Origin of the sequence: Streptomyces sp. NPDC005281 (assembly GCF_040607495.1) — a bacterium.
Taxonomy (GTDB): Bacteria; Actinomycetota; Actinomycetes; order Streptomycetales; family Streptomycetaceae; genus Streptomyces.
This window is the reverse complement of record NZ_JBEXGX010000035.1, coordinates 20,344-45,605: the sequence shown is the minus strand read 5'-3', so window position 1 is coordinate 45,605 and position 25,262 is coordinate 20,344. Positions and strand designations below refer to the sequence as shown.

20 protein-coding genes are annotated in these 25,262 nt (G+C 68.8%); 3 read left to right on the top strand and 17 right to left on the bottom strand.

Annotated features, from left to right (window positions below; genetic code table 11):
- Window positions 1-110 precede the first annotated feature (110 nt).
- Window positions 111-920 (bottom strand): Cof-type HAD-IIB family hydrolase, encoded by an 810-nt coding sequence (locus ABZV42_RS35040; protein WP_356055490.1) that lies wholly within the window; start codon window positions 918-920, stop codon window positions 111-113.
- A 747-nt stretch (window positions 921-1,667) separates the two neighbouring features.
- Between ABZV42_RS35040 and fahA the strand changes: the two genes are divergently transcribed.
- Window positions 1,668-2,897 carry a fumarylacetoacetase gene (gene fahA / locus ABZV42_RS35035; protein WP_356055488.1) on the top strand — a complete coding sequence of 410 codons (1,230 nt, stop codon included), beginning with the start codon at window positions 1,668-1,670 and terminating at the stop codon, window positions 2,895-2,897.
- Between the two features lie 249 nt (window positions 2,898-3,146).
- Here fahA and recQ read toward each other — a convergent pair whose 3' ends face one another.
- Window positions 3,147-5,156 (bottom strand): DNA helicase RecQ, encoded by a 2,010-nt coding sequence (gene recQ / locus ABZV42_RS35030; protein WP_356055524.1) that lies wholly within the window; start codon window positions 5,154-5,156, stop codon window positions 3,147-3,149.
- A gap of 290 nt (window positions 5,157-5,446) precedes the next feature.
- Here recQ and ABZV42_RS35025 point away from each other — a divergent pair, with 290 nt between their 5' ends.
- Window positions 5,447-6,196, top strand: coding sequence for a hypothetical protein (locus ABZV42_RS35025; protein ID WP_356055486.1), 750 nt, complete (start codon window positions 5,447-5,449; stop codon window positions 6,194-6,196).
- 59 nt (window positions 6,197-6,255) lie between these two features.
- Here ABZV42_RS35025 and nuoN read toward each other — a convergent pair whose 3' ends face one another.
- From nuoN to ABZV42_RS34955, 14 genes are read right to left on the bottom strand one after another with little or no spacing between them, the layout of a single operon-like run.
- Entirely contained in the window at window positions 6,256-7,914 is a 1,659-nt protein-coding gene (nuoN, locus tag ABZV42_RS35020) for an NADH-quinone oxidoreductase subunit NuoN (RefSeq protein WP_355983080.1), read from the bottom strand.
- Entirely contained in the window at window positions 7,911-9,482 is a 1,572-nt protein-coding gene (locus ABZV42_RS35015; protein WP_355983082.1) for an NADH-quinone oxidoreductase subunit M, read from the bottom strand. Before ABZV42_RS35015 ends, nuoN begins: the two co-directional genes overlap by 4 nt.
- Window positions 9,483-9,487: 5 nt before the next feature.
- Window positions 9,488-11,401 carry an NADH-quinone oxidoreductase subunit L gene (gene nuoL / locus ABZV42_RS35010; protein ID WP_355983084.1) on the bottom strand — a complete coding sequence of 638 codons (1,914 nt, stop codon included), beginning with the start codon at window positions 11,399-11,401 and terminating at the stop codon, window positions 9,488-9,490.
- 14 nt (window positions 11,402-11,415) lie between these two features.
- Window positions 11,416-11,715, bottom strand: coding sequence for an NADH-quinone oxidoreductase subunit NuoK (gene nuoK / locus ABZV42_RS35005; RefSeq protein ID WP_103548331.1), 300 nt, complete (start codon window positions 11,713-11,715; stop codon window positions 11,416-11,418).
- Window positions 11,712-12,527 (bottom strand): NADH-quinone oxidoreductase subunit J, encoded by an 816-nt coding sequence (locus ABZV42_RS35000; RefSeq protein WP_355983086.1) that lies wholly within the window; start codon window positions 12,525-12,527, stop codon window positions 11,712-11,714. The genes nuoK and ABZV42_RS35000 overlap by 4 nt, the downstream gene beginning before the upstream one ends.
- On the bottom strand, window positions 12,524-13,153 hold the full coding sequence (gene nuoI, locus ABZV42_RS34995; RefSeq protein WP_355983088.1) for an NADH-quinone oxidoreductase subunit NuoI: 630 nt from the start codon (window positions 13,151-13,153) through the stop codon (window positions 12,524-12,526). The genes ABZV42_RS35000 and nuoI overlap by 4 nt, the downstream gene beginning before the upstream one ends.
- Window positions 13,146-14,516 carry an NADH-quinone oxidoreductase subunit NuoH gene (gene nuoH / locus ABZV42_RS34990; RefSeq protein ID WP_356055484.1) on the bottom strand — a complete coding sequence of 457 codons (1,371 nt, stop codon included), beginning with the start codon at window positions 14,514-14,516 and terminating at the stop codon, window positions 13,146-13,148. Before nuoH ends, nuoI begins: the two co-directional genes overlap by 8 nt.
- Window positions 14,513-17,017, bottom strand: a complete 2,505-nt coding sequence (locus tag ABZV42_RS34985; protein WP_356055482.1) for an NADH-quinone oxidoreductase subunit G — start codon at window positions 17,015-17,017, stop codon at window positions 14,513-14,515. The genes nuoH and ABZV42_RS34985 overlap by 4 nt, the downstream gene beginning before the upstream one ends.
- Window positions 17,014-18,366 carry an NADH-quinone oxidoreductase subunit NuoF gene (gene nuoF / locus ABZV42_RS34980; RefSeq protein WP_355983094.1) on the bottom strand — a complete coding sequence of 451 codons (1,353 nt, stop codon included), beginning with the start codon at window positions 18,364-18,366 and terminating at the stop codon, window positions 17,014-17,016. Before nuoF ends, ABZV42_RS34985 begins: the two co-directional genes overlap by 4 nt.
- Window positions 18,363-19,205 (bottom strand): NADH-quinone oxidoreductase subunit NuoE, encoded by an 843-nt coding sequence (nuoE, locus tag ABZV42_RS34975; protein WP_356055481.1) that lies wholly within the window; start codon window positions 19,203-19,205, stop codon window positions 18,363-18,365. The genes nuoF and nuoE overlap by 4 nt, the downstream gene beginning before the upstream one ends.
- On the bottom strand, window positions 19,202-20,542 hold the full coding sequence (locus ABZV42_RS34970; RefSeq protein ID WP_355983098.1) for an NADH-quinone oxidoreductase subunit D: 1,341 nt from the start codon (window positions 20,540-20,542) through the stop codon (window positions 19,202-19,204). The genes nuoE and ABZV42_RS34970 overlap by 4 nt, the downstream gene beginning before the upstream one ends.
- Window positions 20,539-21,279 (bottom strand): NADH-quinone oxidoreductase subunit C, encoded by a 741-nt coding sequence (locus ABZV42_RS34965; RefSeq protein WP_355983100.1) that lies wholly within the window; start codon window positions 21,277-21,279, stop codon window positions 20,539-20,541. The genes ABZV42_RS34970 and ABZV42_RS34965 overlap by 4 nt, the downstream gene beginning before the upstream one ends.
- Window positions 21,276-21,830 (bottom strand): NADH-quinone oxidoreductase subunit B family protein, encoded by a 555-nt coding sequence (locus ABZV42_RS34960; RefSeq protein ID WP_355983102.1) that lies wholly within the window; start codon window positions 21,828-21,830, stop codon window positions 21,276-21,278. The genes ABZV42_RS34965 and ABZV42_RS34960 overlap by 4 nt, the downstream gene beginning before the upstream one ends.
- A gap of 14 nt (window positions 21,831-21,844) precedes the next feature.
- Entirely contained in the window at window positions 21,845-22,204 is a 360-nt protein-coding gene (locus ABZV42_RS34955) for an NADH-quinone oxidoreductase subunit A (protein ID WP_037627175.1), read from the bottom strand.
- A 723-nt stretch (window positions 22,205-22,927) separates the two neighbouring features.
- Between ABZV42_RS34955 and ABZV42_RS34950 the strand changes: the two genes are divergently transcribed.
- Window positions 22,928-23,761: a C40 family peptidase gene (locus ABZV42_RS34950; RefSeq protein WP_356055479.1), complete on the top strand. Its 834-nt coding sequence runs from the start codon at window positions 22,928-22,930 to the stop codon at window positions 23,759-23,761.
- Window positions 23,762-23,949: 188 nt separating this feature from the next.
- Here the strand turns inward: ABZV42_RS34950 and ABZV42_RS34945 are convergent, their stop codons facing one another.
- On the bottom strand, window positions 23,950-25,251 hold the full coding sequence (locus ABZV42_RS34945; RefSeq protein ID WP_355983106.1) for a geranylgeranyl reductase family protein: 1,302 nt from the start codon (window positions 25,249-25,251) through the stop codon (window positions 23,950-23,952).
- Window positions 25,252-25,262 lie beyond the last annotated feature (11 nt).

Genomic DNA, 25,262 nt, shown 5'->3' with positions numbered 1-25,262 from the left:
GCCGGGCGGGCGACGACGCGCACCGGCGGAGTGCGGGCTGACGGGTGTGCGCGGGCAGGCGCGCGAACAGGTGCGCGCGGGCAAGCGTGCGGGCGGGTGCGGCGGTGGCGCTAGAAGCCGAAGAGGCGCTCCAGGACCACCGCGATTCCGTCGTCCTCGTTCGACAACGTGACCTCGTCGGCCACCGCCTTCAGTTCCGGATGCGCGTTGGCCATCGCCACACCTCGGGCCGCCCAGTCGAACATCGGGATGTCATTGGGCATGTCACCGAAGGCCAGCGTCGCGCACGGGGTGAGACCGAGGTGCGCCGCGGCGAGAGCGAGGCCCGTCGCCTTGGTCACCCCGCATGGCTGGAGTTCGACGGTGCCGGGCCCGGACATGGTCACCGTCGCCAGCGAACCGACCACTCCCCGTGCCGCTGACGCCAACTCGTCGTCGGACAGGGACGGGTGGCGCAGCAGCACCTTGCTGATCGGCTCCGCCCAGAGGTTGTCCCGGCGTGGCACCCGCACCGCCGGCAGTGTCGGATGCGGCATGACGTACCCCGGCTCGATGAGCGTCAGCCCGTCCACCCCGTCCTGGTCGACCGCCGCGTACAGCATCCCGACCTCCGCCTCGATCTTGCCGAGCGCCGTCTCCGCCAGCTCTCTGTCCAGGGTCACCGACCACAGCATGCGGTCGGTGCCGGCGTCGTAGAGCTGCGCCCCCTGCCCGCACACCGCCAGTCCCTCGCCGCCGAGTTCATCGAGAAGCGGGCGCACACGCGGTGCGGGTCGGCCCGTGACCACGAGATGGCGGGCACCTGCCCGGGTCACGTTCGCCAACGCGGCGCGTGACCGGTCGGAGAGTGTGTCGTCGCCGCGCAGCAGCGTTCCGTCCAGGTCAGTGGCGATGAGTGAATATGCAGTCGGAGCGGCCATGATCCGAAGAATACGGATCCGACGACTCATCGGCCCGGCGTGAACCGGACGACGTCCGGTATCCCGTCAGCAACGCCGTTCACCGCACGGCGGTAAGCGCGTTGCGACCGATTCGGATCACCCAGGCTCCGCTTCCGCCCACACCGACTTTCCCGAACACGACCGACCACAACACCCCAACGCCCCCTGCATGAAGGGCAACCAGCACCTCTGCCTCGACAACACCCAGGCAGGGCAGCCGATTTCACGGTCCCGCACTCGCCGAACCGCCCGGCCGGAGTCGGACTCCACCCCGCCTGCGAGGCACGTCACGGGCCCGGCGAGACCGCCGCGAGCAGTCCGGAACAGCACGGCTCAGGACACGAGCGAACAGCACGCCCCGGAACCCGAGCCGTACATCAAGGGCCGGGAACCGACGAGCCGTACCGAGCACCCGATTTCGGCGCACCACCGCTCACGGGCCGCCCGGCACGGGCCCGGTACCTGTGCCGGTGTCTGTGCCGGTGGCGGTAGCGGCGGTGGCGGTGGCGATGTCTGGGCCGGTGCCGAACGGAGCCCAATGCGACGGTTTCCGAGAGGCGTCGAGCCGGAATCGCCGCGTCCGATATGGCCAATTCGGACATTGCAAACCCTTTAGGCCCTGCCGCAGCGGGGTCCCTCCCCCGTAACGTGTGCCCCGACCACATGAAACACGTGGAACGCATGGATCACATGGCGAGTACGAACCCGAAAGCGAGGCACCAACCGATGCCCCCCTTCGATGTCCCCGAGGGCGATCCCTTCGGCCCGCACAACCTGCCGTACGGCGTATTCTCCCTGACCGACCAGGCCGGCGACCCCGAGCGGCGCGTCGGCATACGGCTCGGCGACCACGTACTCGACGCGGGCGCCGCCGCCCGCTCGCTCGGCTCCCCCTACGCCGGGCTCCTCGCACAACCCTCCCTGGATCCGCTGCTCGCCGCGGGGCACACCGCCTGGTCCGATGTCCGGCGCGCGCTGACGGCCTGGGTGACCGTCCCGGCCCACCGGGAGACGCTCGCTCCGCATTTCCACCCTCTGTCCGACGTGACACTGCACCTCCCGTTCACCGTCGCGGACTACGTCGACTTCTACGCCTCCGAGAACCACGCCCGGAACGTGGGCCAGATCTTCCGCCCGGACGCCGCCGACTCCCTCACGCCCAACTGGAAGCACCTGCCGATCGGCTATCACGGCCGCTCCGGCACGGTCGTGGTGTCCGGCACGGATGTCGTCCGCCCTTCGGGCCAGCGCAAGGCCCCCACGGACGCCGTCCCGGTCTTCGGTCCGTCCGTCCGCCTGGACATCGAGGCGGAGGTCGGCTTCGTCGTCGGCACCCCCTCGGAACAGGGCCGGCCGGTCCCGCTGGGTGACTACCGCGACCACGTCTTCGGCCTCTGCCTGCTCAACGACTGGTCGGCACGCGACATCCAGGCCTGGGAGTACGTCCCGCTCGGCCCCTTCCTCGGCAAGTCCTTCGCCACGTCCGTGTCGGCGTGGATCACCCCGCTCGACGCCCTCGACGACGCCCTCGTCCCACCGCCCGTCCGCACGCGCCCCCTCCTCCCCTATCTGGACGACGCCTCCGAGGAACCCGGCGGCTACGACCTCCGGATCTCCGTGGCCATCAACGGCCACGTCGTCTCCGAACCCCCCTTCTCCACCATGTACTGGACGGCCGCCCAGCAGCTGGCCCACATGACGGCCAACGGCGCCTCCCTGCGCACCGGTGACCTCTACGGTTCCGGGACCGTCAGCGGCCCCTCAGAGGGCGAGCGCGGCTCTCTGCTCGAACTCACCTGGAACGGGCGCGACGCCCTCGAACTCCCCGACGGCAAGCGCACCTTCCTCGAGGACGGCGACGAGGTCACCCTGACGGCCTGGGCACCCGGGCCGGGTGGGACCAGGGTGGGCCTCGGCGAGGTCCGGGGTCGTATCACGCAGGCCGTCTCCCAGTAGAGGTCTGCGAGAGTCCTCCCAGTAGAGGTCTGCGAGCGCCGCCCCCGCGGAGAGCTCCAGCAGTCTCCACGGGAGGCACCTCGGCAAGGACTACGGCGGAGCTCTCCGTCTCCCGGCGGGAACGAGGTCCGTGTCACGGTGGCCAGAGCCCTGGCCACCGTGCCCCTCGGAGACAGAACAGGTCGGCGGAGCGGCGCCCTCTGTCCCCGGGCGCGGCGCCCCGGTCCCCGGACTCCTGCGTGGAGCCCGTTACATCCAGTCCTCGGGCTCCGGCTCCTGGTCCAGCTCGGGCCAGTCCGGATCCGGTCCCGCGGCAGTCGCCCGAGCCGGTGCGGACTCGGGTCTTCCAGGGGCGGGCTGGGCCGCGGGCGTGCCGCCGCCCAGCGAGGCGAGCACCCCGATGACACCCTCGCCGTACGTGGCCAGCTTCTTCTCGCCCACCCCGCTGATACCACCCAGATCCTTCACGGAGGCGGGCCACACCGTGGCGATCTCCCGCAGCGTGGCGTCGTGGAAGATGACGTACGCGGGGACGCCCTGTTCGCGCGCCTGCTCGCCGCGCCAGGCCCGCAGCGCCTCGAACGCGGGAACGAGCTCGGCGGGCAGCTCGACCGCCGCCGCCTTGGCCTTGCGCTCGCCCTTGGGCGCCGAAGAGCGGGACGCGGCCAGCTTCGGCGCCTCCTTGCGCAGCGGCACGTCGCGCTCGCGCCGCAGCACGGTCCCGCTGCCGTCGGTCAGCACCAGCGTTCCGTACTCGCCCTCGATCGCGATCAGCTCCTGGGCCAGCAACTGCCTTACGACACCGCGCCATTCGGACTCCGCGAGTTCCTCGCCGATACCGAAGACGGACAGCTGATCGTGGTCGAACTGGATCACCTTGGCGGTCTTCCGCCCCAGCAGGATGTCGACGATCTGGCCCGCGCCGAACTTCTGTCCCCGCTCGCGCTGGAGGCGCACCACCGTGGACAGCAGCTTCTGCGCCGCGACCGTGCCGTCCCAGGTCTCCGGGGGCGTCAGACAGGTGTCGCAGTTTCCGCACGCGGGGGTGTCGGGGTCCTGGCCGAAGTAGGCCAGGAGCTGGGAGCGCCGGCACTGGACGGTCTCGCACAGGGCGAGCATCGAGTCCAGATGGGCGGCGGCCCGGCGTCTGAACGCCTCGTCGCCCTCCGAGCCCTGGATCATCTTGCGCTGCTGGACCACGTCCTGAAGGCCGTACGCCATCCAGGCCGTGGAGGGGAGTCCGTCCCGGCCGGCGCGGCCCGTCTCCTGGTAGTAGCCCTCGACCGACTTCGGCAGGTCGAGGTGGGCGACGAACCGCACGTCCGGCTTGTCGATGCCCATGCCGAAGGCGATGGTGGCGACCACCACGAGGCCCTCCTCCCGCAGGAAGCGGGACTGGTGCGTGGCACGCGTGCCCGAGTCCAGGCCCGCGTGGTAAGGCACGGCCTCGATGCCGTTGCGGGAGAGGAACTCGGCTGTCTTCTCAACGGAGTTGCGCGAGAGGCAATACACGATGCCGGCGTCGCCCGCGTGCTCCTCGCGCAGGAAGGACAGCAGCTGCTTCTTCGGGTCGGCCTTGGGAACGATCCGGTACTGGATGTTGGGTCGGTCGAAGCTGGCCTCGAAGTGGCGGGCCGCCGGCATGCCCAGGCGCTGGGTGATCTCCTTGTGCGTCGCGTGCGTGGCGGTGGCCGTCAGCGCGATGCGCGGGACGTCCGGCCAGCGTTCGCCGAGCAGCGAGAGCGCCAGATAGTCCGGACGGAAATCGTGGCCCCACTGGGCCACACAGTGCGCCTCGTCGATCGCGAAGACGGAGATCTTCCCGCGGGACAGCAGATCCAAGGTGCTGTCGAGACGCAGTCGCTCGGGGGCCAGATAGAGCAGGTCGAGCTCTCCGGTCAGAAACTCCGCCTCGACCACGCGCCGCTCGTCGAAGTCCTGCGTGGAGTTCATGAAGCCGGCGCGCACGCCCAGCGCCCGCAGCGCGTCCACCTGGTCCTGCATGAGCGCGATGAGTGGGGAGACGACAACGCCCGTACCGGGTCTGACCAGCGAGGGAATCTGGTAGCACAGGGACTTTCCGCCACCGGTCGGCATCAGGACGACGGCGTCACCGCCCGCCACCACATGCTCGATGATCGCTTCCTGCTCGCCACGGAAGGCGTCGTACCCGAAGACCCGGTGCAGGGCGCCCAGCGCCTCGCTCCCACCCGGCTTCTCCGTCGCGTCCGCTTCGGTCATCACACCCGTCCCGCCCATCGTTCCGTCCCCCGTACGTCGCACCTCGACCACTGCGTCCACGATAGGGGGCCGCGCCGACAGTCCGAGAGTTGTCCACAGGCTGCGAGCGATCGGTTCCCCCGCGTACCGGCGCCCGCCCCGTCTCACTCCCGTGCACGGCGCGCCCCGGCCGGGTTCAACCCGTTGGCCCCGCTCGCATGGCGGCGCTTCGGGGCCGAGGGCCATGCTGCTCGGGCGGGAGGAGGGGGCCCGCAGCCGACGGACCCGTGCAGTCCGTACGCCTCTCTCGTGTCTCTAGGAGTCTTCGCATGTCCCAGCGTCCCCTCAGGACCGCCATCACCCTCGTGACAGCCGCCGCCGCGTCGCTCGCCCTGTCCGCCGGCCCCGCCCCGGCCGGGGACCGCCCGGTCGACCCGAAAGCCATCCGCGATCTGACCACGGCGTACCTGGCCAGCGTCAAATACCTCGACGAGAAGGTCGCCGTCGCCGACGGATACGTCCCCAACCGGTGCTCCACGGATCCCGCGGGGCACGGCAGCATGGGCTACCACTACTTCAACGAGTCCCGCTACGGCTCGCTCGATCCGGCGAAGCCCTCGGCTCTCCTCTTCGAGGACGGCACGAACGGAAAGCGCAGGCTCGCCGGTGTCGAGTGGATCGTGCTGGACTCCGACCAGAACATGAAGACCAGCAAGGACCGGCCGTCGATGTTCGGCGGCCAGAAGTTCGACGGTCCGATGCCGGGTCACTACCCCGGTATGCCGATCCACTACGACCTGCACGTCTGGCTCTGGAAGCAGAATCCCAACGGGCTGTTCGACCGCTGGAACCCCAGGGTGAAGTGCACGGCCGCTCCGACCCACCCCGGCAAGTCGCCCACGGCCCACACCGGCTCGTCCGGGACAGCCCACACGGGGTCGTCGCCCACAGCCCACACCGGCTCGTCGTCCACCGCGCACACCGGCTCCATGGGTTCCATGGGTTCCATGGGTTCCATGGGTTCCATGGGTTCCATGGGTTCCATGGGTTCCATGGGCACGGCCCGCACCGCCCGCTGAGAACGACTTGGGCCCCGCTCCCCGGAGGGAGCGGGGCCCGAGCCGCGAAAGGCCCTTGCTCAGCGCACGAAGACCCCGGCCTGGCTCGCCAGGTTCAGGAAGTACTGCGGCGCCACGCCAAGCACCAGCGTGACCGCCACACCGACGGCGATCGCCGTCATGGTCAGCGGCGACGGCACGGCGACCGTCGGCCCCTCCGGCTTCGGCTCGCTGAAGAACATCAGCACGATCACGCGGATGTAGAAGAACGCCGCGATCGCCGACGAGATCACACCGATCACGACCAGCACGCCCGCGCCGCCCTCGGCCGCCGCCTTGAACACGGCGAACTTTCCGGCGAATCCCGAGGTGAGCGGGATACCGGCGAAGGCCAGCAGGAAGACCGCGAACACCGCGGCCACCAACGGGGACCTGCGGCCCAGACCCGCCCACTTGGACAGGTGCGTGGCCTCTCCTCCCGCGTCCCGTACGAGCGTGACGACGGCGAAGGCGCCGATCGTGACGAAGGAGTACGCGCCCAGGTAGAAGAGGACCGACGAGACACCGTCCGGCGAGGTCGCGATGACACCCGCGAGGATGAACCCGGCGTGTGCGATCGACGAGTACGCCAGGAGCCGCTTGATGTCGGTCTGGGTGATCGCGACGATCGCACCGCCCAGCATGGTGACGATCGCCACGGCCCACATGACCGGCCGCCAGTCCCAGCGCATGCCCGGCAGGACGACGTACAGCAGGCGCAGCAGCGCGCCGAACGCCGCCACCTTCGTCGCCGCCGCCATGAAGCCGGTGACCGGGGTCGGCGCGCCCTGGTAGACGTCGGGCGTCCACATGTGGAAGGGCACCGCGCCGACCTTGAAGAGCAGGCCCATGACGACCAGGGCCATACCCATGAGCAGCAGTACGTCGTTGCCCATGGTGCCGGCGAGCGCCGGGTCGACGTTCGTGACCGTGCCGTCGACGACATGCGCGATCGTCGCGTACGACACCGAGCCCGCGTAGCCGTACAGCAGGGCGATGCCGAAGAGCGTGAACGCGGAGGCGAAGGCGCCGAGCAGGAAGTACTTGACCGCCGCCTCCTGCGACATGAGCCGCTTGCGGCGGGCCACGGCGCACAGGAGGTACAGCGGCAGGGAGAAGACCTCCAGCGCGACGAAGAGCGTCAGCAGGTCGTTGGCCGCGGGGAAGACCAGCATGCCGCTGATCGCGAAGAGCAGCAGCGGGAACACCTCGGTGGTGGTGAACCCGGCCTTCACGGCGGCCTTCTCGCTGTCGCTGCCGGGCACCGACGCGGCCTGCGCGGCGAAGGCGTCGACCCGGTTTCCGTGCGTCTGGGGGTCGAGGCGCCGTTCGGCGAAGGTGAAGACGCCGAGGATTCCGGCGAGCAGGATCGTGCCCTGGAGGAACAGGGCCGGTCCGTCGACGGCGATCGCACCCATCGCCGCGATGTGCGCCTTCGTGGTGCCGTATCCGTCCGACGCGAGCGCGACGACCGCGGAGAAGGCCGCGGCCAGTGCGACGACGGCGACGAACACCTGTGCGTAGTAACGGGACTTGCGTGGCACGAAGGCCTCGACCAGAACCCCGAGGACCGCCGCACCGAGGACGATCAAAGTGGGCGACAATTGCCCATATTCGATCTTCGGTGCATCGATCTTGGAGATCGGCTCGGCCGCGGTTGCCGCTGTTGTCCACAGGCTGTGGACGGCTGATGCGCTCACTTGGCCGCCTCCACCGCGGGCTGGGGGTCCGTCTTGTGTACGTCTGACATGGTCTGCTTGACCGCCGGGTTGACGATGTCGGTGAGCGGCTTCGGGTAGACGCCCAGGAAGATCAGCAGCGCGATCAGCGGGGCGACCACCAGGAGCTCGCGCACCCTGAGGTCCGGCATCTCGGACACCTCGGCCTTGACCGGGCCGGTCATCGTCCGCTGGTAGAGGACGAGGGTGTAGAGGGCGGCGAGGACGATGCCGAAGGTGGCGATGATGCCGACCACCGGGTAGCGCGTGAACGTGCCCACCAGGACCAGGAATTCACTCACGAAGGGCGCGAGACCGGGGAGCGAGAGCGTCGCGAGGCTGCCGATCAGGAAGGTGCCGGCGAGCACCGGGGCCACCTTCTGCACCCCTCCGTAGTCGGCGATGAGACGCGAGCCGCGCCGCGAGATCAGGAAGCCGGCCACCAGCATCAGGGCGGCGGTCGAGATCCCGTGGTTGACCATGTAGAGCGTCGCGCCCGACTGACCCTGCGTGGTCAGCGCGAAGATGCCCAGGACGATGAACCCGAAGTGCGAGATCGACGCGTAGGCGACCAGCCGCTTGATGTCCCGCTGCCCGACGGCGAGCAGCGCCCCGTAGACGATGCTGATCAGCGCCAGCACGAGGATCGCGGGCGTCGCCCACTTGCTCGCCTCCGGGAAGAGCTGGAGGCAGAAGCGGAGCATCGCGAAGGTGCCGACCTTGTCGACGACCGCCGTGATCAGGACGGCGACCGGCGCGGTGGCCTCACCCATGGCGTTGGGCAGCCAGGTGTGCAGCGGCCACAGGGGCGCCTTCACCGCGAAGGCGAAGAAGAAGCCGAGGAAGAGCCACCGCTCGGTGCTGGTCGCCATGTGCAGCGACCCGTTGGCCCGCGCCTGGACGATCTCCTGGAGCGAGAAGCTTCCCGCCACCACGTAGAGGCCGATCACGGCGGCCAGCATGATCAGGCCGCCGACCAGGTTGTAGAGGAGGAACTTCACCGCGGCGTACGACCGCTGTGTGGCCGCCGCCTCGTCGCCGTGCTCGTGGGCCCGGTCCCCGAAGCCTCCGATGAGGAAGTACATCGGGATCAGCATGGCTTCGAAGAAGATGTAGAAGAGGAAGACGTCGGTGGCCTCGAAGGAGATGATCACCATCGCCTCGACGGCCAGGATCAGGGCGAAGAAGCCCTGCGTCGGCCGCCACCTCTTGTTGCCCGTCTCCTGCGGGTCGGCGTCGTGCCAGCCCGCCAGAATCACGAACGGCATCAGCAGTGCGGTGAGCGCGACGAGTGCCACCCCGATGCCGTCCACGCCCAGTTGGTAGCGCACCCCGAAGTCCGCGATCCAGGCGTGGGACTCGGTGAGCTGGTAGCGGGCGCCGCCGGGGTCGAAACGCACCAGGGTGACCGCGGCCAGCGCCAGTGTTCCCAGGGAGACGAGCAGCGCCAGCCACTTGGCCGCGACGCGCCGCGCGGCCGGCACGGCGGCCGTGGCGACCGCCCCGAGTGCCGGGAGCACCGCCGTCGCTGTCAGCAGAGGAAAGGACATCGGTATCAGACCGCCCTCATCAGCAGGGTCACGGCGACGAGGATCGCCGCGCCGCCGAACATCGAGACCGCGTAACTGCGCGCATAGCCGTTCTGGAGCTTGCGCAGCCGCCCGGAGAGGCCGCCCACCGAGGCAGCCGTCCCGTTGACGACTCCGTCGACCAGGGTGTGGTCGACGTACACAAGGGAGCGGGTGAGGTGCTCACCGCCGCGTACGAGCACGACGTGGTTGAAGTCGTCCTGGTACAGGTCGCGCCGGGCGGCGCGGGTGAGCAGGGAGCCGCGCGGGGCGACGACCGGGACGGAGCTGCGTCCGTACTGGAGGTAGGCGATGCCGGCACCGACGACGAGCAGCACCATGGTGGCCAGGGTGACCGTCAGGGCGCTCACGGGCGAGTCGCCCTCCGAGTGCCCGGTGACGGGCTCCAGCCAGTGCACGAAGCGGTCGCCGATGCTGAAGAAGCCGCCCGCGAACACCGACCCGAAGGCCAGCACGATCATCGGGATCGTCATGGACCTGGGCGACTCGTGCGGGTGCGGCTCGTGACCCTCGGCGTCGGGCTGCCAGCGCTTCTCCCCGAAGAAGGTCAGGATCATCACGCGCGTCATGTAGTACGCGGTGATCGCCGCGCCCAGCAGGGCCACGCCGCCGAGGATCCAGCCCTCGGTGCCGCCCTTGGCGAAGGCCGCCTCGATGATCTTGTCCTTGGAGAAGAAGCCGGACAGGCCCGGGAAGCCGATGATCGCGAGATAGCCGAGGCCGAAGGTCACGAACGTGATCGGCATGTACTTCCTGAGGCCGCCGAACTTCCTCATGTCGACCTCGTCGTTCATGCCGTGCATGACCGAACCGGCACCGAGGAAGAGCCCGGCCTTGAAGAAGCCGTGCGTCACCAGGTGCATGATCGCGAAGACGTAGCCGATGGGGCCGAGGCCCGCCGCCAGCACCATGTAGCCGATCTGCGACATGGTCGAGCCGGCGAGCGCCTTCTTGATGTCGTCCTTCGCGCAACCGACGATCGCACCGAACAGGAGGGTGACCCCGCCCACGACGGTGACGACGAGCTGTGCGTCGGGCGCCGCGTTGAAGACGGCGGCCGAGCGGACGATCAGGTACACACCCGCGGTCACCATGGTGGCGGCGTGGATGAGGGCCGAGACGGGCGTCGGGCCCTCCATCGCGTCCCCGAGCCAGGACTGGAGCGGCACCTGGGCCGACTTGCCGCACGCGGCGAGCAGCAGCATCAGGCCGATGGCCGTGAGCTTGCCCTCGGTGGCGTCCCCGACGATCCCGGAGTGCCCCTCGGTGCCGAGCAGCGGCCCGAAGGCGAAGGTCCCGAAGGTCGTGAACATCAGCATGATGGCGATGGACAGGCCCATGTCGCCGACGCGGTTGACCAGGAAGGCCTTCTTGGCGGCCGTGGCCGCGCTGGGCTTGTGCTGCCAGAAGCCGATCAGCAGGTACGAGGCGAGGCCGACGCCCTCCCAGCCGACGTACAGGAGCAGATAGTTGTCGGCGAGGACGAGCAGCAGCATCGCCGCCAGGAACAGGTTCAGATAGCCGAAGAAGCGGCGGCGGCGCTCGTCGTGCTCCATGTACCCGATCGAGTACAGATGGATCAGCGAGCCGACTCCGGTGATCAGCAGGACGAACGTCATCGACAGCTGGTCGAGCTGGAAGCCGACGTCCGCCTTGAAGTTTCCGACGGCGATCCAGCTGAACAGATGCTGCGTGAAGGTCCGGTCGTCCGGACTCTTCCCCAGCATGTCGGCGAACAGCACGACGGCGATCACGAAGGAGGCGGCCGCGAGCACGGTGCCGATCCACTGGCCGACGGCGTCCAGCCGCCGTCCGCCGCACAGCAGTACTGCCGCTCCGAGCAGAGGCGCCGCGATGAGCAGCGCAATCAGGTTCTCCACGATTCAGCGACCCCTTACAGCTTCATCAGGCTGGCGTCGTCGACCGAGGCCGAGTGGCGGGAACGGAACAGCGACACGATGATCGCGAGCCCGACCACGACCTCCGCGGCGGCGACGACCATCGTGAAGAAGGCGATGATCTGGCCGTCGAGATTGCCGTGCATCCGGGAGAAGACGACGAAGGCGAGGTTGCAGGCGTTGAGCATGAGCTCGATGCACATGAACACCACGATCGCGTTCCGTCTGATCAGGACACCGGTGGCGCCGATCGTGAACAACAGAGCGGAGAGATAGAGGTAGTTGACCGGATTCACTTGGACGCCTCCTCCGGCTTCGTGCGCTCCAGGCGCTCCTCGGCGCGCTGCTCCAGCGCCTTCAGGTCCTTCAGCGCGTCCGCCGAGACGTCACGGACCTGTCCGCGGTCGCGCAGTGTCTTGCTGACGGTCAGCTCGGACGGGGTGCCGTCCGGGAGCAGGCCCGCGATGTCCACCGCGTTGTGCCGGGCGTAGACACCCGGCGCCGGCAGCGGCGGGAGGTTCTTGCCCTCACGCACCCGCTGCTCGGACAGCTCGCGCTGGGTCTTGGCGCGCTCGGTGCGCTCGCGGTGGGTGAGCACCATGGCGCCGATGGTGGCCGTGATGAGCAGGGCGCCGGTGATCTCGAAGGCGAACACGTACTTCGTGAAGATGAGGGCGGCCAAGCCCTCCACGTTGCCGCCCGCGTTCGCCTTCGCCAGGCCGTCGAAGTCCTGGACGGACGCGTTGCCGATCCCGGCGAACAGCAGGATGCCGAAGCCGAGTCCGCAGAGCAGGGCCAGCCAGCGCTGCCCCTTGATGGTCTCCTTCAGCGAGTCCGCCGCGGTGACACCGACGAGCATGACGACGAAGAGGAAGAGCATCATGATCGCGCCGGTGTAGACGACGACCTGGACGACGCCCAGGAAGTAGGCGCCGTTGGCGAGGTAGAACACCGCCAGGATGATCATGGTTCCGGCGAGGCACAGCGCGCTGTGCACGGCCTTCTTCATGAAGACGGTGCACAGGGCGCCGATCACCGCGACGGTGCCGAGAACCCAGAACTGGAAGGCCTCCCCGGTGGAGGTGGAGTACGCGGCCAGGCCGGTCATGCCTCCGCCCCCTCTCCGGCGGACGAACCCGACGGGCTCGCCGAGGGATGCAACTCGCCCTTGGAGACGGCCACCTGGCGCTCGGTGCCGGGCGCCGCCTCGGTCACCAGACCCCGGTAGTAGTCCTGCTCGTCCGTGCCCGGGAAGATCGAGTGCGGTGTGTCGACCATGCCTTCCTGGAGTCCGGCGAGCAGCTGTTCCTTGGTGTAGATGAGGTTGGCGCGGCTGCTGTCAGCGAGTTCGAACTCGTTCGTCATCGTCAGCGCGCGCGTGGGGCACGCCTCGATGCACAGGCCGCACAGGATGCAGCGGGCGTAGTTGATCTGGTAGACGCGGCCGTAGCGCTCGCCCGGGGAGTAACGCTCCTCCTCGGTGTTGTCCGCGCCCTCCACATAGATGGCGTCCGCGGGACAGGCCCAGGCACACAGCTCACAGCCGACGCACTTCTCCAGGCCGTCCGGATGGCGGTTGAGCTGGTGCCGGCCGTGGAACCGCGGTGCGGTGGTCTTCTGCTGTTCCGGGTACTGCTCGGTCAGCCGCTTCTTGAACATGGCCTTGAAGGTCACGCCGAAACCGGCGACGGGGTTCTGGAAACCCGGTTTGGTCTCCTTCGGCTCCTCAGCCATCGGACCCCTCCTTTCCGTCACGAGATTCGGTAACCGGTCCATCACTCGCAGTATCGGACCCGCCACTGACAATCAGCTCCCGCTCGCGGCGCGGGCGGCGCCGCGGTACCGGCGGCAGCTCCTGGCCGGGCAGCGGGGGAACGGGGAATCCGCCGGCCATCGGGTCGAAGGCGGCGGGCTCGGCGGGCGTCTCCCGGCCCTGCTTGTCGCGGAAGATGTCCGCCACGAACGACAGCAGCAGCAGGACGAGGACGCCTCCGCCGACGTACAGGGCGATGTCCGCGAAGTTGTAGTGCTCGTTGCGCAGCGTCCGCACGGTCGCGACGAGCATCAGCCAGACCACGGAGACCGGGATGAGCACCTTCCAGCCGAGCTTCATCAGCTGGTCGTAGCGGACACGCGGCAGCGTGCCGCGCAGCCAGATGAAGAAGAACAGCAGCAGCTGCACCTTCACCACGAACCAGAGCATCGGCCACCAGCCGTGGTTGGCGCCCTCCCAGAAGCCGCTGATCGGCCACGGTGCCCGCCAGCCACCCAGGAAGAGCGTCGTCGACACGGCCGAGACCGTCACCATGTTGACGTACTCGGCGAGCATGAACAGGGCGAACTTGATCGACGAATACTCGGTGTTGAAGCCGCCGACCAGGTCGCCCTCGGACTCCGGCATGTCGAACGGGGCCCGGTTGGTCTCGCCGATCATCGTCACGATGTAGATCAGGAACGAGACCGGCAGCAGGACGATGTACCAGCGGTCGTGCTGCTGCTCGACGATCGTCGAGGTCGACATCGAACCGGAGTAGAGGAACACCGAGGCGAACGCGGCGCCCATGGCGATCTCGTACGAGATCATCTGGGCGCAGGACCGCAGACCGCCCAGGAGCGGGTAGGTGGATCCGGAACTCCAGCCGGCGAGCACGATCCCGTAGATGCCCACCGAGGCCACCGCGAGGATGTAGAGCATCGCGATCGGCAGGTCGGTCAGCTGCATCGTGGTGCGCTGACCGAAGATCGAGACCTCGTTGTCCGCGGGCCCGAAGGGGATCACCGCGATCGCCATGAAGGCCGGGATGGCCGCCACGATCGGCGCGAGGACGTAGACGACCTTGTCCGCGCGCTTGACGATGAGGTCTTCCTTGAGCATCAGCTTCACGCCGTCGGCGAGCGACTGGAGCATGCCCCAGGGGCCGTGCCGGTTGGGGCCGATGCGCAGCTGCATCCACGCGACGACCTTGCGCTCCCACACGATGGAGAAGAGCACGGTCACCATCAGGAAGGCGAAGCAGAACACCGCCTTGATGACGACCAGCCACCAGGGATCGTGGCCGAACATCGAGAGGTCTTCAGCGGCGAGGTACGGCGTCATGCCTCCACCTCCTTGGGGGCCTCGGCGGCGATCGTCGCCGGGCCGATACGGACGAGTGCGCCGGGCAGCGCCCCGGTGTCGGAGGCGACGCCCCCTCCGGTCGAGTTCAGCGGGAGCCAGACCACACGGTCGGGCATCTCGGTGATCCGGAGCGGGAGTTCGACCGTTCCGCCGGGACCGGTCACGGCGATGACGTCGCCGTCCTTGACTCCGGCCTCGGCGGCGGTGGGGGCCGACACACGCGCGCGTGCGGTGTGCCGCGTCCCGGCGAGCGCTTCGTCGCCCTCTTGGAGACGCCCCTGGTCGAGCAGCAGCCGGTGCCCGGCCAGTACGGCCTCCCCGGCGGCCGGACGCGGCATCTGCACCCCGGCCTCACGGGGTTCATCGGCTCGCGGGCCGTCCCAGGCACCGAGCCGGTCGAGTTCCCCGCGCGCGGTGCGCAGATCCGGCAGTCCGAGGTGCACGTCCATGGCGTCGGCCAGCATCTGCAGAACACGCAAGTCGGCAGGCGCGAGCCGCCGGGCCATCTGGTCGGGCTTGAGAGCGGCCTCGAAGGAACGGACCCTGCCCTCCCAGTTGAGGAAGCTTCCGGCCTTCTCGGCGACCGCGGCGACCGGCAGGACGACATCGGCGTGCTCGGTGACCTCGCCGGGCCGCTGCTCGAGCGACACGAGGAAGCCCACTTCGGACAGGGCGGCACGCGCGCGCGTGGGGTCGGGAAGGTCGGCGACCTCCACACCCGCGACCACCAGGGCCCGCAGTTCGCCGCCTGCGGCGGCCTCCACGATCTGGCCGGTGTCACGGCCGTAGCGGTGCGGGAGTTCGGAGACGCCCCACACGGCCGCGACCTCGTCCCGCGCGCGCGGGTCGGTGGCCGGACGTCCGCCCGGCAGCAGCGAGGGAAGCGCGCCGGCCTCGATCGCTCCGCGTTCCCCGGCCCGGCGCGGGATCCACACCAGCCGGGCGCCGGTGGCGGTCGCGGTCCGCACCGCGGCGGTCAGCCCGCCCGCGACGGCGGCCAGTCGCTCACCGACGACGATCACAGCACCCTCGGCGCGCAACGCCTCGGCGGCCCTGGCACCGTCCTCGTCCAGGCCCGCACCGCTCGCGAGCGCGTCCAGCCACTCGGTCTCGGTGCCGGGCGCGGCCGCCAGCAGCGTGCCGCCCGCCTTCTCCAGACCGCGGGTGGCGTGCGTGGCGATGCAGAAGGTCTTCCGTCCGTGCCCGCGCCACGCCTTGCGCAGCCGCAGGAAGACGCCGGGCGCCTCCTCCTCCGACTCGAAGCCCGCCAGCAGAACGGCGGGCGCCTTCTCCAGAGAGGTGTACGTGACGCCCGTACCGTCGAGGTCCCGGCCGCGTCCGGCGACCCGGGCGGCCAGGAAGTCGGCCTCCTCGGAGCTGTGCACGCGCGCGCGGAAGTCGATGTCGTTCGTGTCGAGGGCCACGCGCGCGAACTTGCTGTACGCGTAGGCGTCCTCGACGGTGAGCCGGCCGCCGGTGAGGACACCGGCCCGGCCGCGGGCCGCCGTCAGTCCCTGTGCGGCTGCCTCCAGGGCCTCCGGCCAGGAAGCGGGTTCGAGGACACCCTCGGCGTTGCGCACCAGGGGGGTGTCGAGGCGGTCGCGCTGCTGCGCGTACCGGAACCCGAACCGGCCCTTGTCGCAGACCCACTCCTCGTTGACCTCGGGGTCCGGCGCCGCGAGACGCCGCATCACCTTGCCGCGCCGGTGGTCGGTGCGCGTCGCGCAGCCGCCGGAGCAGTGCTCGCACACGGAGTGCGAGGAGATGAGGTCGAACGGGCGCGAGCGGAAGCGGTACGCCGCCGACGTGAGCGCGCCGACCGGGCAGATCTGGATCGTGTTGCCGGAGAAGTACGACTCGAACGGGTCGCCGTCACCGGTGCCGACCTGCTGGAGCGCGCCCCGCTCGATCAGCTCGATCATGGGGTCGCCCGCGATCTGGTTCGAGAAGCGGGTGCAGCGGGCGCACAGCACGCACCGCTCGCGGTCGAGCAGCACCTGTGTGGAGATCGGGACCGGCTTCTCGTAGGTCCGCTTCCTGCCCTCGAAGCGGGACTCGGCGTTGCCGTGCGACATCGCCTGGTTCTGCAACGGGCACTCGCCACCCTTGTCGCAGACCGGGCAGTCCAGCGGGTGGTTGATGAGCAGCAGCTCCATCACACCGTGCTGGGCCTTCTCGGCCACCGGGGAGGTGAGTTGAGTCTTGACGACCATCCCGTCCGTACAGGTGATCGTGCACGACGCCATGGGCTTGCGCTGGCCCTCGACCTCGACGATGCACTGGCGGCAGGCGCCGACCGGGTCGAGGAGCGGGTGGTCGCAGAACCGGGGGATCTCGATGCCGAGTTGTTCGGCGGCCCGGATGACGAGGGTGCCCTTGGGCACGCTCAGCTCGACGCCGTCGATCGTCAGCGAGACGAGATCCTCCGGCGGGACCGCCGCTTCGCCGCCTCCGGAGGGAGCGCTGGTGGTCACTGTCATGCGTTCACCTCCGTGTGCTTGTCCGCCCAGGCCGTGGACCTGGCGGGGTCGAAGGGGCAGCCGCGGCCCGTGATGTGCTGCTCGTACTCCCCGCGGAAGTACTTGAGCGAGGAGAAGATCGGCGAGGCGGCACCGTCGCCGAGGGCGCAGAAGGACTTGCCGTTGATGTTGTCGGCGATGTCGTTCAGCTTGTCGAGGTCGGACATGACGCCCTTGCCGGCCTCGATGTCACGCAGCAACTGCACGAGCCAGTACGTTCCTTCACGGCACGGTGTGCACTTGCCGCAGGACTCGTGGGCGTAGAACTCGGTCCAGCGGGTGACGGCACGGACGACACAGGTCGTCTCGTCGAAGCACTGGAGTGCTTTCGTGCCGAGCATGGAACCCGCGGCGCCCACTCCTTCGTAGTCAAGAGGGACGTCGAGATGCTCGTCGGTGAACATCGGGGTCGAGGAGCCGCCCGGCGTCCAGAACTTCAGCCGATGACCGGGGCGCATCCCGCCGCTCATGTCGAGGAGTTGACGCAGCGTGATGCCGAGCGGTGCCTCGTACTGGCCGGGGCTGGCGACATGGCCGCTGAGCGAGTAGAGCGTGAAGCCCGGAGACTTCTCGCTGCCCATCGACCTGAACCATTCCTTGCCTTTTTGGAGAATTGCGGGAACTGACGCGATCGACTCGACGTTATTTACAACAGTCGGACACGCATAGAGGCCCGCGACAGCAGGGAAAGGGGGACGGAGCCGCGGTTGACCACGGCGGCCTTCGAGCGAGTCGAGCAGCGCTGTCTCCTCACCGCAGATGTACGCGCCGGCGCCCGCGTGCACGGTGAGCTGGAGGTCGAGTCCGCTGCCCAGGATGTTCTCGCCGAGATAACCCGCCGCGTAGGCCTCACGTACGGCCTCGTGCAACCGCCGCAGTACGGGGACCACTTCACCACGGAGATAGATGAAGGCATGCGAAGACCGAATGGCATAGCACGCGATCACAATGCCCTCGATGAGGCTGTGCGGGTTCGCGAAGAGGAGCGGGATGTCCTTGCAGGTTCCCGGCTCCGATTCGTCGGCGTTGACAACTAGATAGTGAGGTTTGCCGTCTCCCTGGGGAATGAACTGCCATTTCATTCCGGTGGGGAATCCGGCGCCGCCCCGGCCGCGCAGTCCGGATTCCTTGACGTACGCGATCAGATCGTCCGGCGACATGGCGAGTGCCTTGCGCAGGCCCTCGTACCCCTCGTGCCTTCGGTAGACGTCCAGCGACCAGGACCTGTCCTCGTCCCAGAAGGCCGACAGCACGGGTGCGAGCAGCTTCTCGGGACTCGTTTCGTTGATCTCGGCTGCCAAGGTCATCACTCCCCCTCCTCTGCCACGGGACCCGCCGGGTGGGACGGGTCGGAGGCCGACGTGTCCTGCGGCGCGTCGTGCGAGCTCAGGCGCTCGGCGGACCGCTGGTTCTGGGGTGCTCCTCCGCCCCGCGGATGCACCACGCGCGCGGGGGCGCTCTCCCCCTTGGCCAGACGCAGGCCGACCAGTGACGCGTGGCCCGCGCTGCCACCGCCGTCCACCGCGCCCTCCCGTTCGTCGGGGAAGCCCGCCAGGATCCGGGCGGTGTCCTTGAAGGTGCACAGCCGGGCGCCGCGGGTCGGGTCGACATCGGCGCCCGCGCGCAGGTCATCGACGAGACGCTTGGCCGAGTTCACGGTCTGGTTGTCGAAGAACTCCCAGTTGACCATCACGACGGGCGCGAAGTCGCAGGCCGCGTTGCACTCGATGTGCTCCAGGGTGACCTTGCCGTCACCGGTGGTCTCCCCGTTGCCGACGCCCAGGTGGTCCTGGAGGGCCTCGAAGATGGCGTCGCCACCCATGACGGCGCACAGGGTGTTGGTGCAGACACCCACCTGGTAGTCACCGCTCGGCTTGCGCCGGTACATCGAGTAGAAGGTCGCGACCGCGGTGACCTCGGCCGTCGTCAGGCCCAGTACCTCCGCGCAGAACCGCTGTCCCGTGCGCGTGACATGGCCCTCCTGCGACTGCACGAGATGCAGCAACGGAAGGAGCGCCGAGCGGGAGTCGGGATAGCGGGCGATGATCTCGCGCGCGTCCGCCTCCAGCCGGGTCCGGACGTCGGCCGGGTAGTCGGGCGCGGGCAGTTGGGGCATGCCCAGGCTGACGCCCTCGGGGGTGGTGGTCATCGGTCGACGCCTCCCATCACGGGGTCGATGGACGCGACGGCGACGATGACGTCGGCGACCTGGCCGCCTTCGCACATCGCCGCCATGGCCTGAAGGTTGGTGAAGGACGGGTCGCGGAAGTGGACCCGGTAGGGGCGGGTGCCTCCGTCGGAGACGACGTGCACCCCGAGCTCGCCCTTGGGCGACTCGACCGCCACGTACGTCTGGCCCGGCGGCACGCGGAAGCCCTCGGTCACCAGCTTGAAGTGGTGGATCAGGGCCTCCATGGAGGTGCCCATGATCTTCTTGATGTGGTCGAGCGAGTTGCCGAGACCGTCGGGGCCGAGCGCGAGCTGGGCGGGCCAGGCGATCTTCTTGTCGGCGACCATGACCGGACCGGGCTGGAGCCGGTCCAGACACTGCTCGATGATCCGCAGCGACTGGCGCATCTCCTCCAGGCGGATCAAGAAGCGCCCGTAGGAGTCGCAGGTGTCGGCGGTCGGGACCTCGAAGTCGTAAGCCTCGTAGCCGCAGTAGGGCTGGGACTTGCGCAGGTCGTGCGGCAGGCCGGCCGAGCGCAGGATCGGGCCGGTGGCACCGAGGGCCATGCAGCCGGCCAGGTCGAGGTAGCCGACGTCCTGCATGCGGGCCTTGAAGATGGGGTTCCCGGTGGCGAGCTTGTCGTATTCGGGAAGGTTCTTCGTCATCTTCTTCACGAACTCGCGGATCTGGTCCACCGCGCCCGGGGGCAGGTCCTGGGCGAGTCCGCCGGGGCGGACGAACGCGTGGTTCATCCGCAGGCCCGTGATCAGCTCGTAGATGTCGAGGATGAGCTCACGGTCACGGAAGCCGTAGATCATGATCGTGGTCGCGCCCAGTTCCATGCCACCGGTGGCGATGCACACCAGGTGGGAGGAGAGCCGGTTCAGCTCCATGAGGAGCACGCGGATGATCGAGGCGCGGTCGGGGATCTGGTCCGTGATGCCGAGGAGCTTCTCGACACCGAGGCAGTACGCCGTCTCGTTGAAGAACGGCGTCAGATAGTCCATGCGCGTCACGAACGTGGTGCCCTGGGTCCACGTGCGGAACTCGAGGTTCTTCTCGATGCCGGTGTGGAGGTAGCCGATGCCGCAGCGGGCCTCGGTGACCGTCTCACCGTCGATCTCCAGGATGAGCCTGAGCACGCCGTGGGTGGACGGGTGCTGCGGGCCCATGTTGACGATGATGCGCTCGTCGTCGGACTTGGCCGCCGACTGGGCGATCTCGTCCCAGTCGCCGCCGGTGACCGTATATACGGTGCCCTCGGTCGTCTCGCGGGGCGAGGCGGCCGATGCCCCGGAAGGGGTCTGCGTGCTCATGAGTACGACCTCCGCTGGTCCGGAGCCGGGATCTGGGCGCCCTTGTACTCGACGGGGATGCCGCCGAGGGGGTAGTCCTTGCGCTGCGGGAAGCCCTGCCAGTCGTCCGGCATCATGATCCGCGTCAGTGCGGGGTGGCCGTCGAAGATCAAGCCGAAGAAGTCGTACGTCTCGCGCTCGTGCCAGTCGTTCGTCGGATAGACGGAGACGAGCGAGGGCACGTGCGGGTCGGCGTCCGGGGCGCTGACCTCGAGCCGGATCAGCCGGTTGTGGGTGATCGAGCGCAGGTGGTAGACGGCGTGCAGCTCGCGGCCCTTGTCCTGCGGGTGGTGGACGCCGGAGACGCCGGTGCACAGTTCGAACCGGAGGGCCGGGTCGTCACGCAGGGTCTGGGCGACGGGGAGCAGGTACTCGCGTTCGATGTGGAACGTGATCTCGTCGCGGTCGACGACCGTCTTGTCGATGACGTTCTCGGGGACGAGTCCCTGCTCCTCCAGAGCGCCCTCCAGTTCGTCGGCCACCTCGTCGAACCAGCCGCCGTAGGGGCGGGTGGCCGCACCGGGAAGCCGGATCGAACGGACCAGGCCGCCGTAGCCGGAGGTGTCGCCGCCGTTGTTGGCGCCGAACATGCCGCGCTGGACGCGGATCTCCTCGCCCTGGTCGCCTCGCTGGCCGGGAAGGTTGGAGGCGCTCAGGTCCTTCTCCGGGTTGACCCCGTTGCCGTTCGCGTCGCTCACCGCAGCAGGCCCTTCATCTCGATGATGGGAAGCGCCTTGAGCGCCGCTTCCTCCGCCTCGCGGGCCGCCTCCTCGGCGTTCACGCCGAGCTTGGAGGTCTGGATCTTCTGGTGGAGCTTGAGAATCGCGTCCAACAGCATCTCGGGCCGCGGCGGGCATCCGGGCAAATAGATGTCGACCGGGACGATGTGGTCAACTCCCTGCACAATGGCGTAGTTGTTGAACATTCCGCCCGAGGACGCACAAACCCCCATGGAGATGACCCACTTGGGGTTGGGCATCTGGTCGTAGACCTGCCGCAGCACCGGCGCCATCTTCTGGCTCACCCGGCCGGCCACGATCATCAGGTCGGCCTGGCGGGGCGACCCGCGGAAGACCTCCATCCCGAAGCGGGCCAGGTCGTAGCGCCCGGCGCCGGTGGTCATCATCTCGATGGCGCAGCAGGCGAGTCCGAATGTCGCGGGGAAGACGGACGCCTTGCGCACCCAGCCCGCGGCCTGCTCGACGGTCGTCAGCAGGAATCCGCTCGGCAGCTTTTCTTCGAGTCCCATGTCTTAAAGGCCCCTCAGTCCCATTCCAGGCCGCCGCGCCGCCATACGTACGCGTAGGCGACGAAGACGGTGAGCACGAAGAGCAGCATCTCCACGAGCCCGAAAACACCCAGGGCGTCGAAGGTGACGGCCCAGGGGTAGAGGAAGACGATCTCGATGTCGAAGACGATGAAGAGCATCGCCGTCAGGTAGTACTTGATGGGAAAACGCCCGCCGCCGACCGGCGTGGGGGTCGGCTCGATGCCGCACTCGTACGCGTCGAGCTTGGCGCGGTTGTACCGCTTCGGACCGATCAGCGTGGCCATGACCACGGAGAAGATCGCAAAGCCTGCCCCGAGGGCTCCCAGTACGAGGATCGGCGCATACGCGTTCACGCTCCTCGCTCCTCTCAGTCGGCACTGACTGGTGGCGGTTCGACGAGCCTGCACCCCTGCCTCGTCAGCACCGCGAACCCCACCCGTCCCGGCGAAGATCGCGGACATGTGAAGCAGGTCACAAGCCCAACTGCCTCGCATCCTATGCCCGGCGGTCTGTGATCTGCGACACGGGGTATTGCCTTAGCTTTGTGATCTCCACCACCTGACGAACGATCATGAAGTCGGATGAGCAGTGATCTTCACACGCGAAGCGTCAGGTCGGTCACCAGACGTGACATTTTCGCTCATCGCCGCAGGCCCAGAGGGTCGTCTCAATATCAAGAGACTTCCGGCGCATGCAAATTGGCGCTGGACGCACCCCCTTGATAGAGGGCCGCGTTCACACTTCGGGGGGACGGACGGGACCGATGTGGACACGTGCGCGCGTTCACGAGCGGGGGCGGGCCGGAGGCGGCCGGGGTTCACACGCGGGACGCAACCGCCCGGGTGACCGTTCCGTGACCTGCGCCACATCTACCTATGGCTCAGATAAGCCGGGCTTGGCCATCCTCTTCAACCGGTGGTAGGCGTCGGGCAATTCGGGCGTAATGCTGAAAGGCCATGATCACGGGCCTGATGGACAGTGTCCGCAATGCCCGTTACGGCGTCAATAAAGAGTGACAGGCGGCGAATTCGGCGGCCGATTGAACAACTGTGGCGCACCACACGTTTCTTGAAGGTATGGAGGAGCCCCTGGTACCGCTAGTACCCATGTCCCACACCGCACACATACGAAGCCACCGGAAACCCCGCCGCAACGCCCCGTCGCTCGCGATGCGCGCCGGAGTTGCCGGTGGCGTCCTCAGCACCCTGGCAGTGGCCGCAGCCGCTGGTTCGGCGAGCGCAGCCGAGCCCGTGACGCAGACCATGGAGCTGCCGACCCTGACGGCCGACCTGGCCACCCAGGTCGCGCAGTCCGCAGACGCCACCCAGCAGTTCGCGGCCAACTACGAGCTTCAGGCGGAGCGCGACGCGGCCGCCGCCAAGGCCGCCAAGCAGGCCAAGGCCGCCCTGGCCGACGCCAAGAAGAAGGCGGAGGCCAAGAAGAAGGCCGAGGCCGCGCGCAAGGCCGCAGCGGCCGACGCCGTCTCCCGTTCCTCGGCGCGGACCGTCCTGTCGGCGAGCGCCTCCACGTCCACGAACGTCGCCGCCCCGGCCAGCGGCAGTGTCGCGACCGTCATCGCCTTCCTCAAGGCGCAGGTCGGCGACGCGTACGTCATGGGCGGCACCGGACCCAACGCGTGGGACTGCTCGGGCCTGGTGCAGGCGGCGTTCAAGCAAGTGGGTGTGGACCTGCCGCGCGTCTCGCAGGACCAGTCGGTGTCCGGTACGCCGGTTTCACTGTCCAATGTCCAGGTCGGCGACATCCTGTACTGGGGTTCGGCGGGTTCGGCGTACCACGTCGGCGTGTACATCGGTAACGGGCAGTACCTCGACGCGGCCAACCCCTCCAAGGGCGTCGTGATCCAGGACCTTTCGGGCTACCCGGCCACGGGCGCGGTGCGCGTGCTCTGACCCGCGGGTGACTTCCGGAGGGCCGCTTCCTGTGCGGGGAGCGGCCCTCCGGGCTGTCCGAAAGCCGGTTCCCTCCCGGCGGAACCGGAAGGCCGCCCTGCGGCAGGTTGGCGAGCGGCGCGAGCAGGTCGTGGCCCGTCGCGCCGCCCAGGAGCCGGCCCGGTGACCGCGCGGGGCGGCCCGTCCGGTCAGGCCTTCGGGGCCACCTTCGAGAGGCCGTTGATGATGCGGTCCATCGCGTCGCCGCCCGTCGGGTCGGTGAGGTTCGCGAGCATCTTCAGGGTGAACTTCATCAGCATCGGGTGGCTCAGACCGCGCTGGGTGGCGACCTTCATGACCTTCGGGTTGCCGATGAGCTTCACGAAGGCGCGGCCGAGCGTGTAGTAGCCGCCGTAGGTGTCCTTGAGGACGCGCGGGTAGCGCTGGAGGGCCAGTTCGCGCTGGCCAGGGGTGGCGCGCGCGTGGGCCTGGACGATGACGTCGGCGACGATCTGGCCGGACTCCATGGCGTAGGCGATGCCCTCACCGTTGAAGGGGTTCACCAGACCGCCGGCGTCACCCACCAGCAGCAGGCCCTTGGTGTAGTGCGGCTGGCGGTTGAAGGCCATCGGGAGGGCCGCGCCGCGGATCGGGCCGGTCATGTTCTCCGGGGTGTAGCCCCAGTCCTCCGGCATCGAGGCGCACCAGGCCTTCAGGACCTCGCGCCAGTCCAGCTCCTTGAAGGAGTCGGAGGTGTTGAGGACACCGAGGCCGACGTTCGAGGTGCCGTCGCCCATGCCGAAGATCCACCCGTAGCCGGGCAGCAGACGGTCCTCGGCACCCCGGCGGTCCCACAGCTCCAGCCACGACTCCAGGTAGTCGTCCTCGTGACGCGGCGAGGTGAAGTACGTACGGACGGCGACACCCATCGGGCGGTCCTCGCGCCGGTGCAGCCCCATCGCGAGGGAGAGACGGCTGGAGTTGCCGTCCGCCGCCACCACCAGCGGGGCATGGAAGGTCACCTCCCGCTTCTCCTTGGAGTCGGCGTCGCCCAGCTTCGCGTGCACGCCGGTGATGCGGCCGGTGCGGTCGTCGACGATCGGGGCGCCGACGTTGCAGCGCTCGTACAGCCGCGCGCCCGCCTTCTGCGCCTGCCGCGCCAGTTGCTCGTCGAAGTCGTCCCGCTTGCGCACGAGTCCGTAGTCGGGGAAAGAGGCGAGATCCGGCCAGTCGAGCTGGACGCGCATGCCGCCGCCGATGATGCGCAGGCCCTTGTTGCGGAGCCAGCCGGCTTCCTCGGAGATGTCGATGCCCATCGACACCAGCTGCTTGGTGGCGCGCGGGGTCAGCCCGTCGCCGCAGACCTTCTCGCGCGGGAAGGCCGTCTTCTCCAGGAGCAGGACGTCGAGCCCCGCCTTCGCCAGGTAGTAGGCGGTGGTGGAACCGGCCGGTCCGGCCCCGACGACGATGACGTCGGCGGTGTTTTCGGAGAGGGGCTGGGACTCGGTCACGGCGGGGGTCT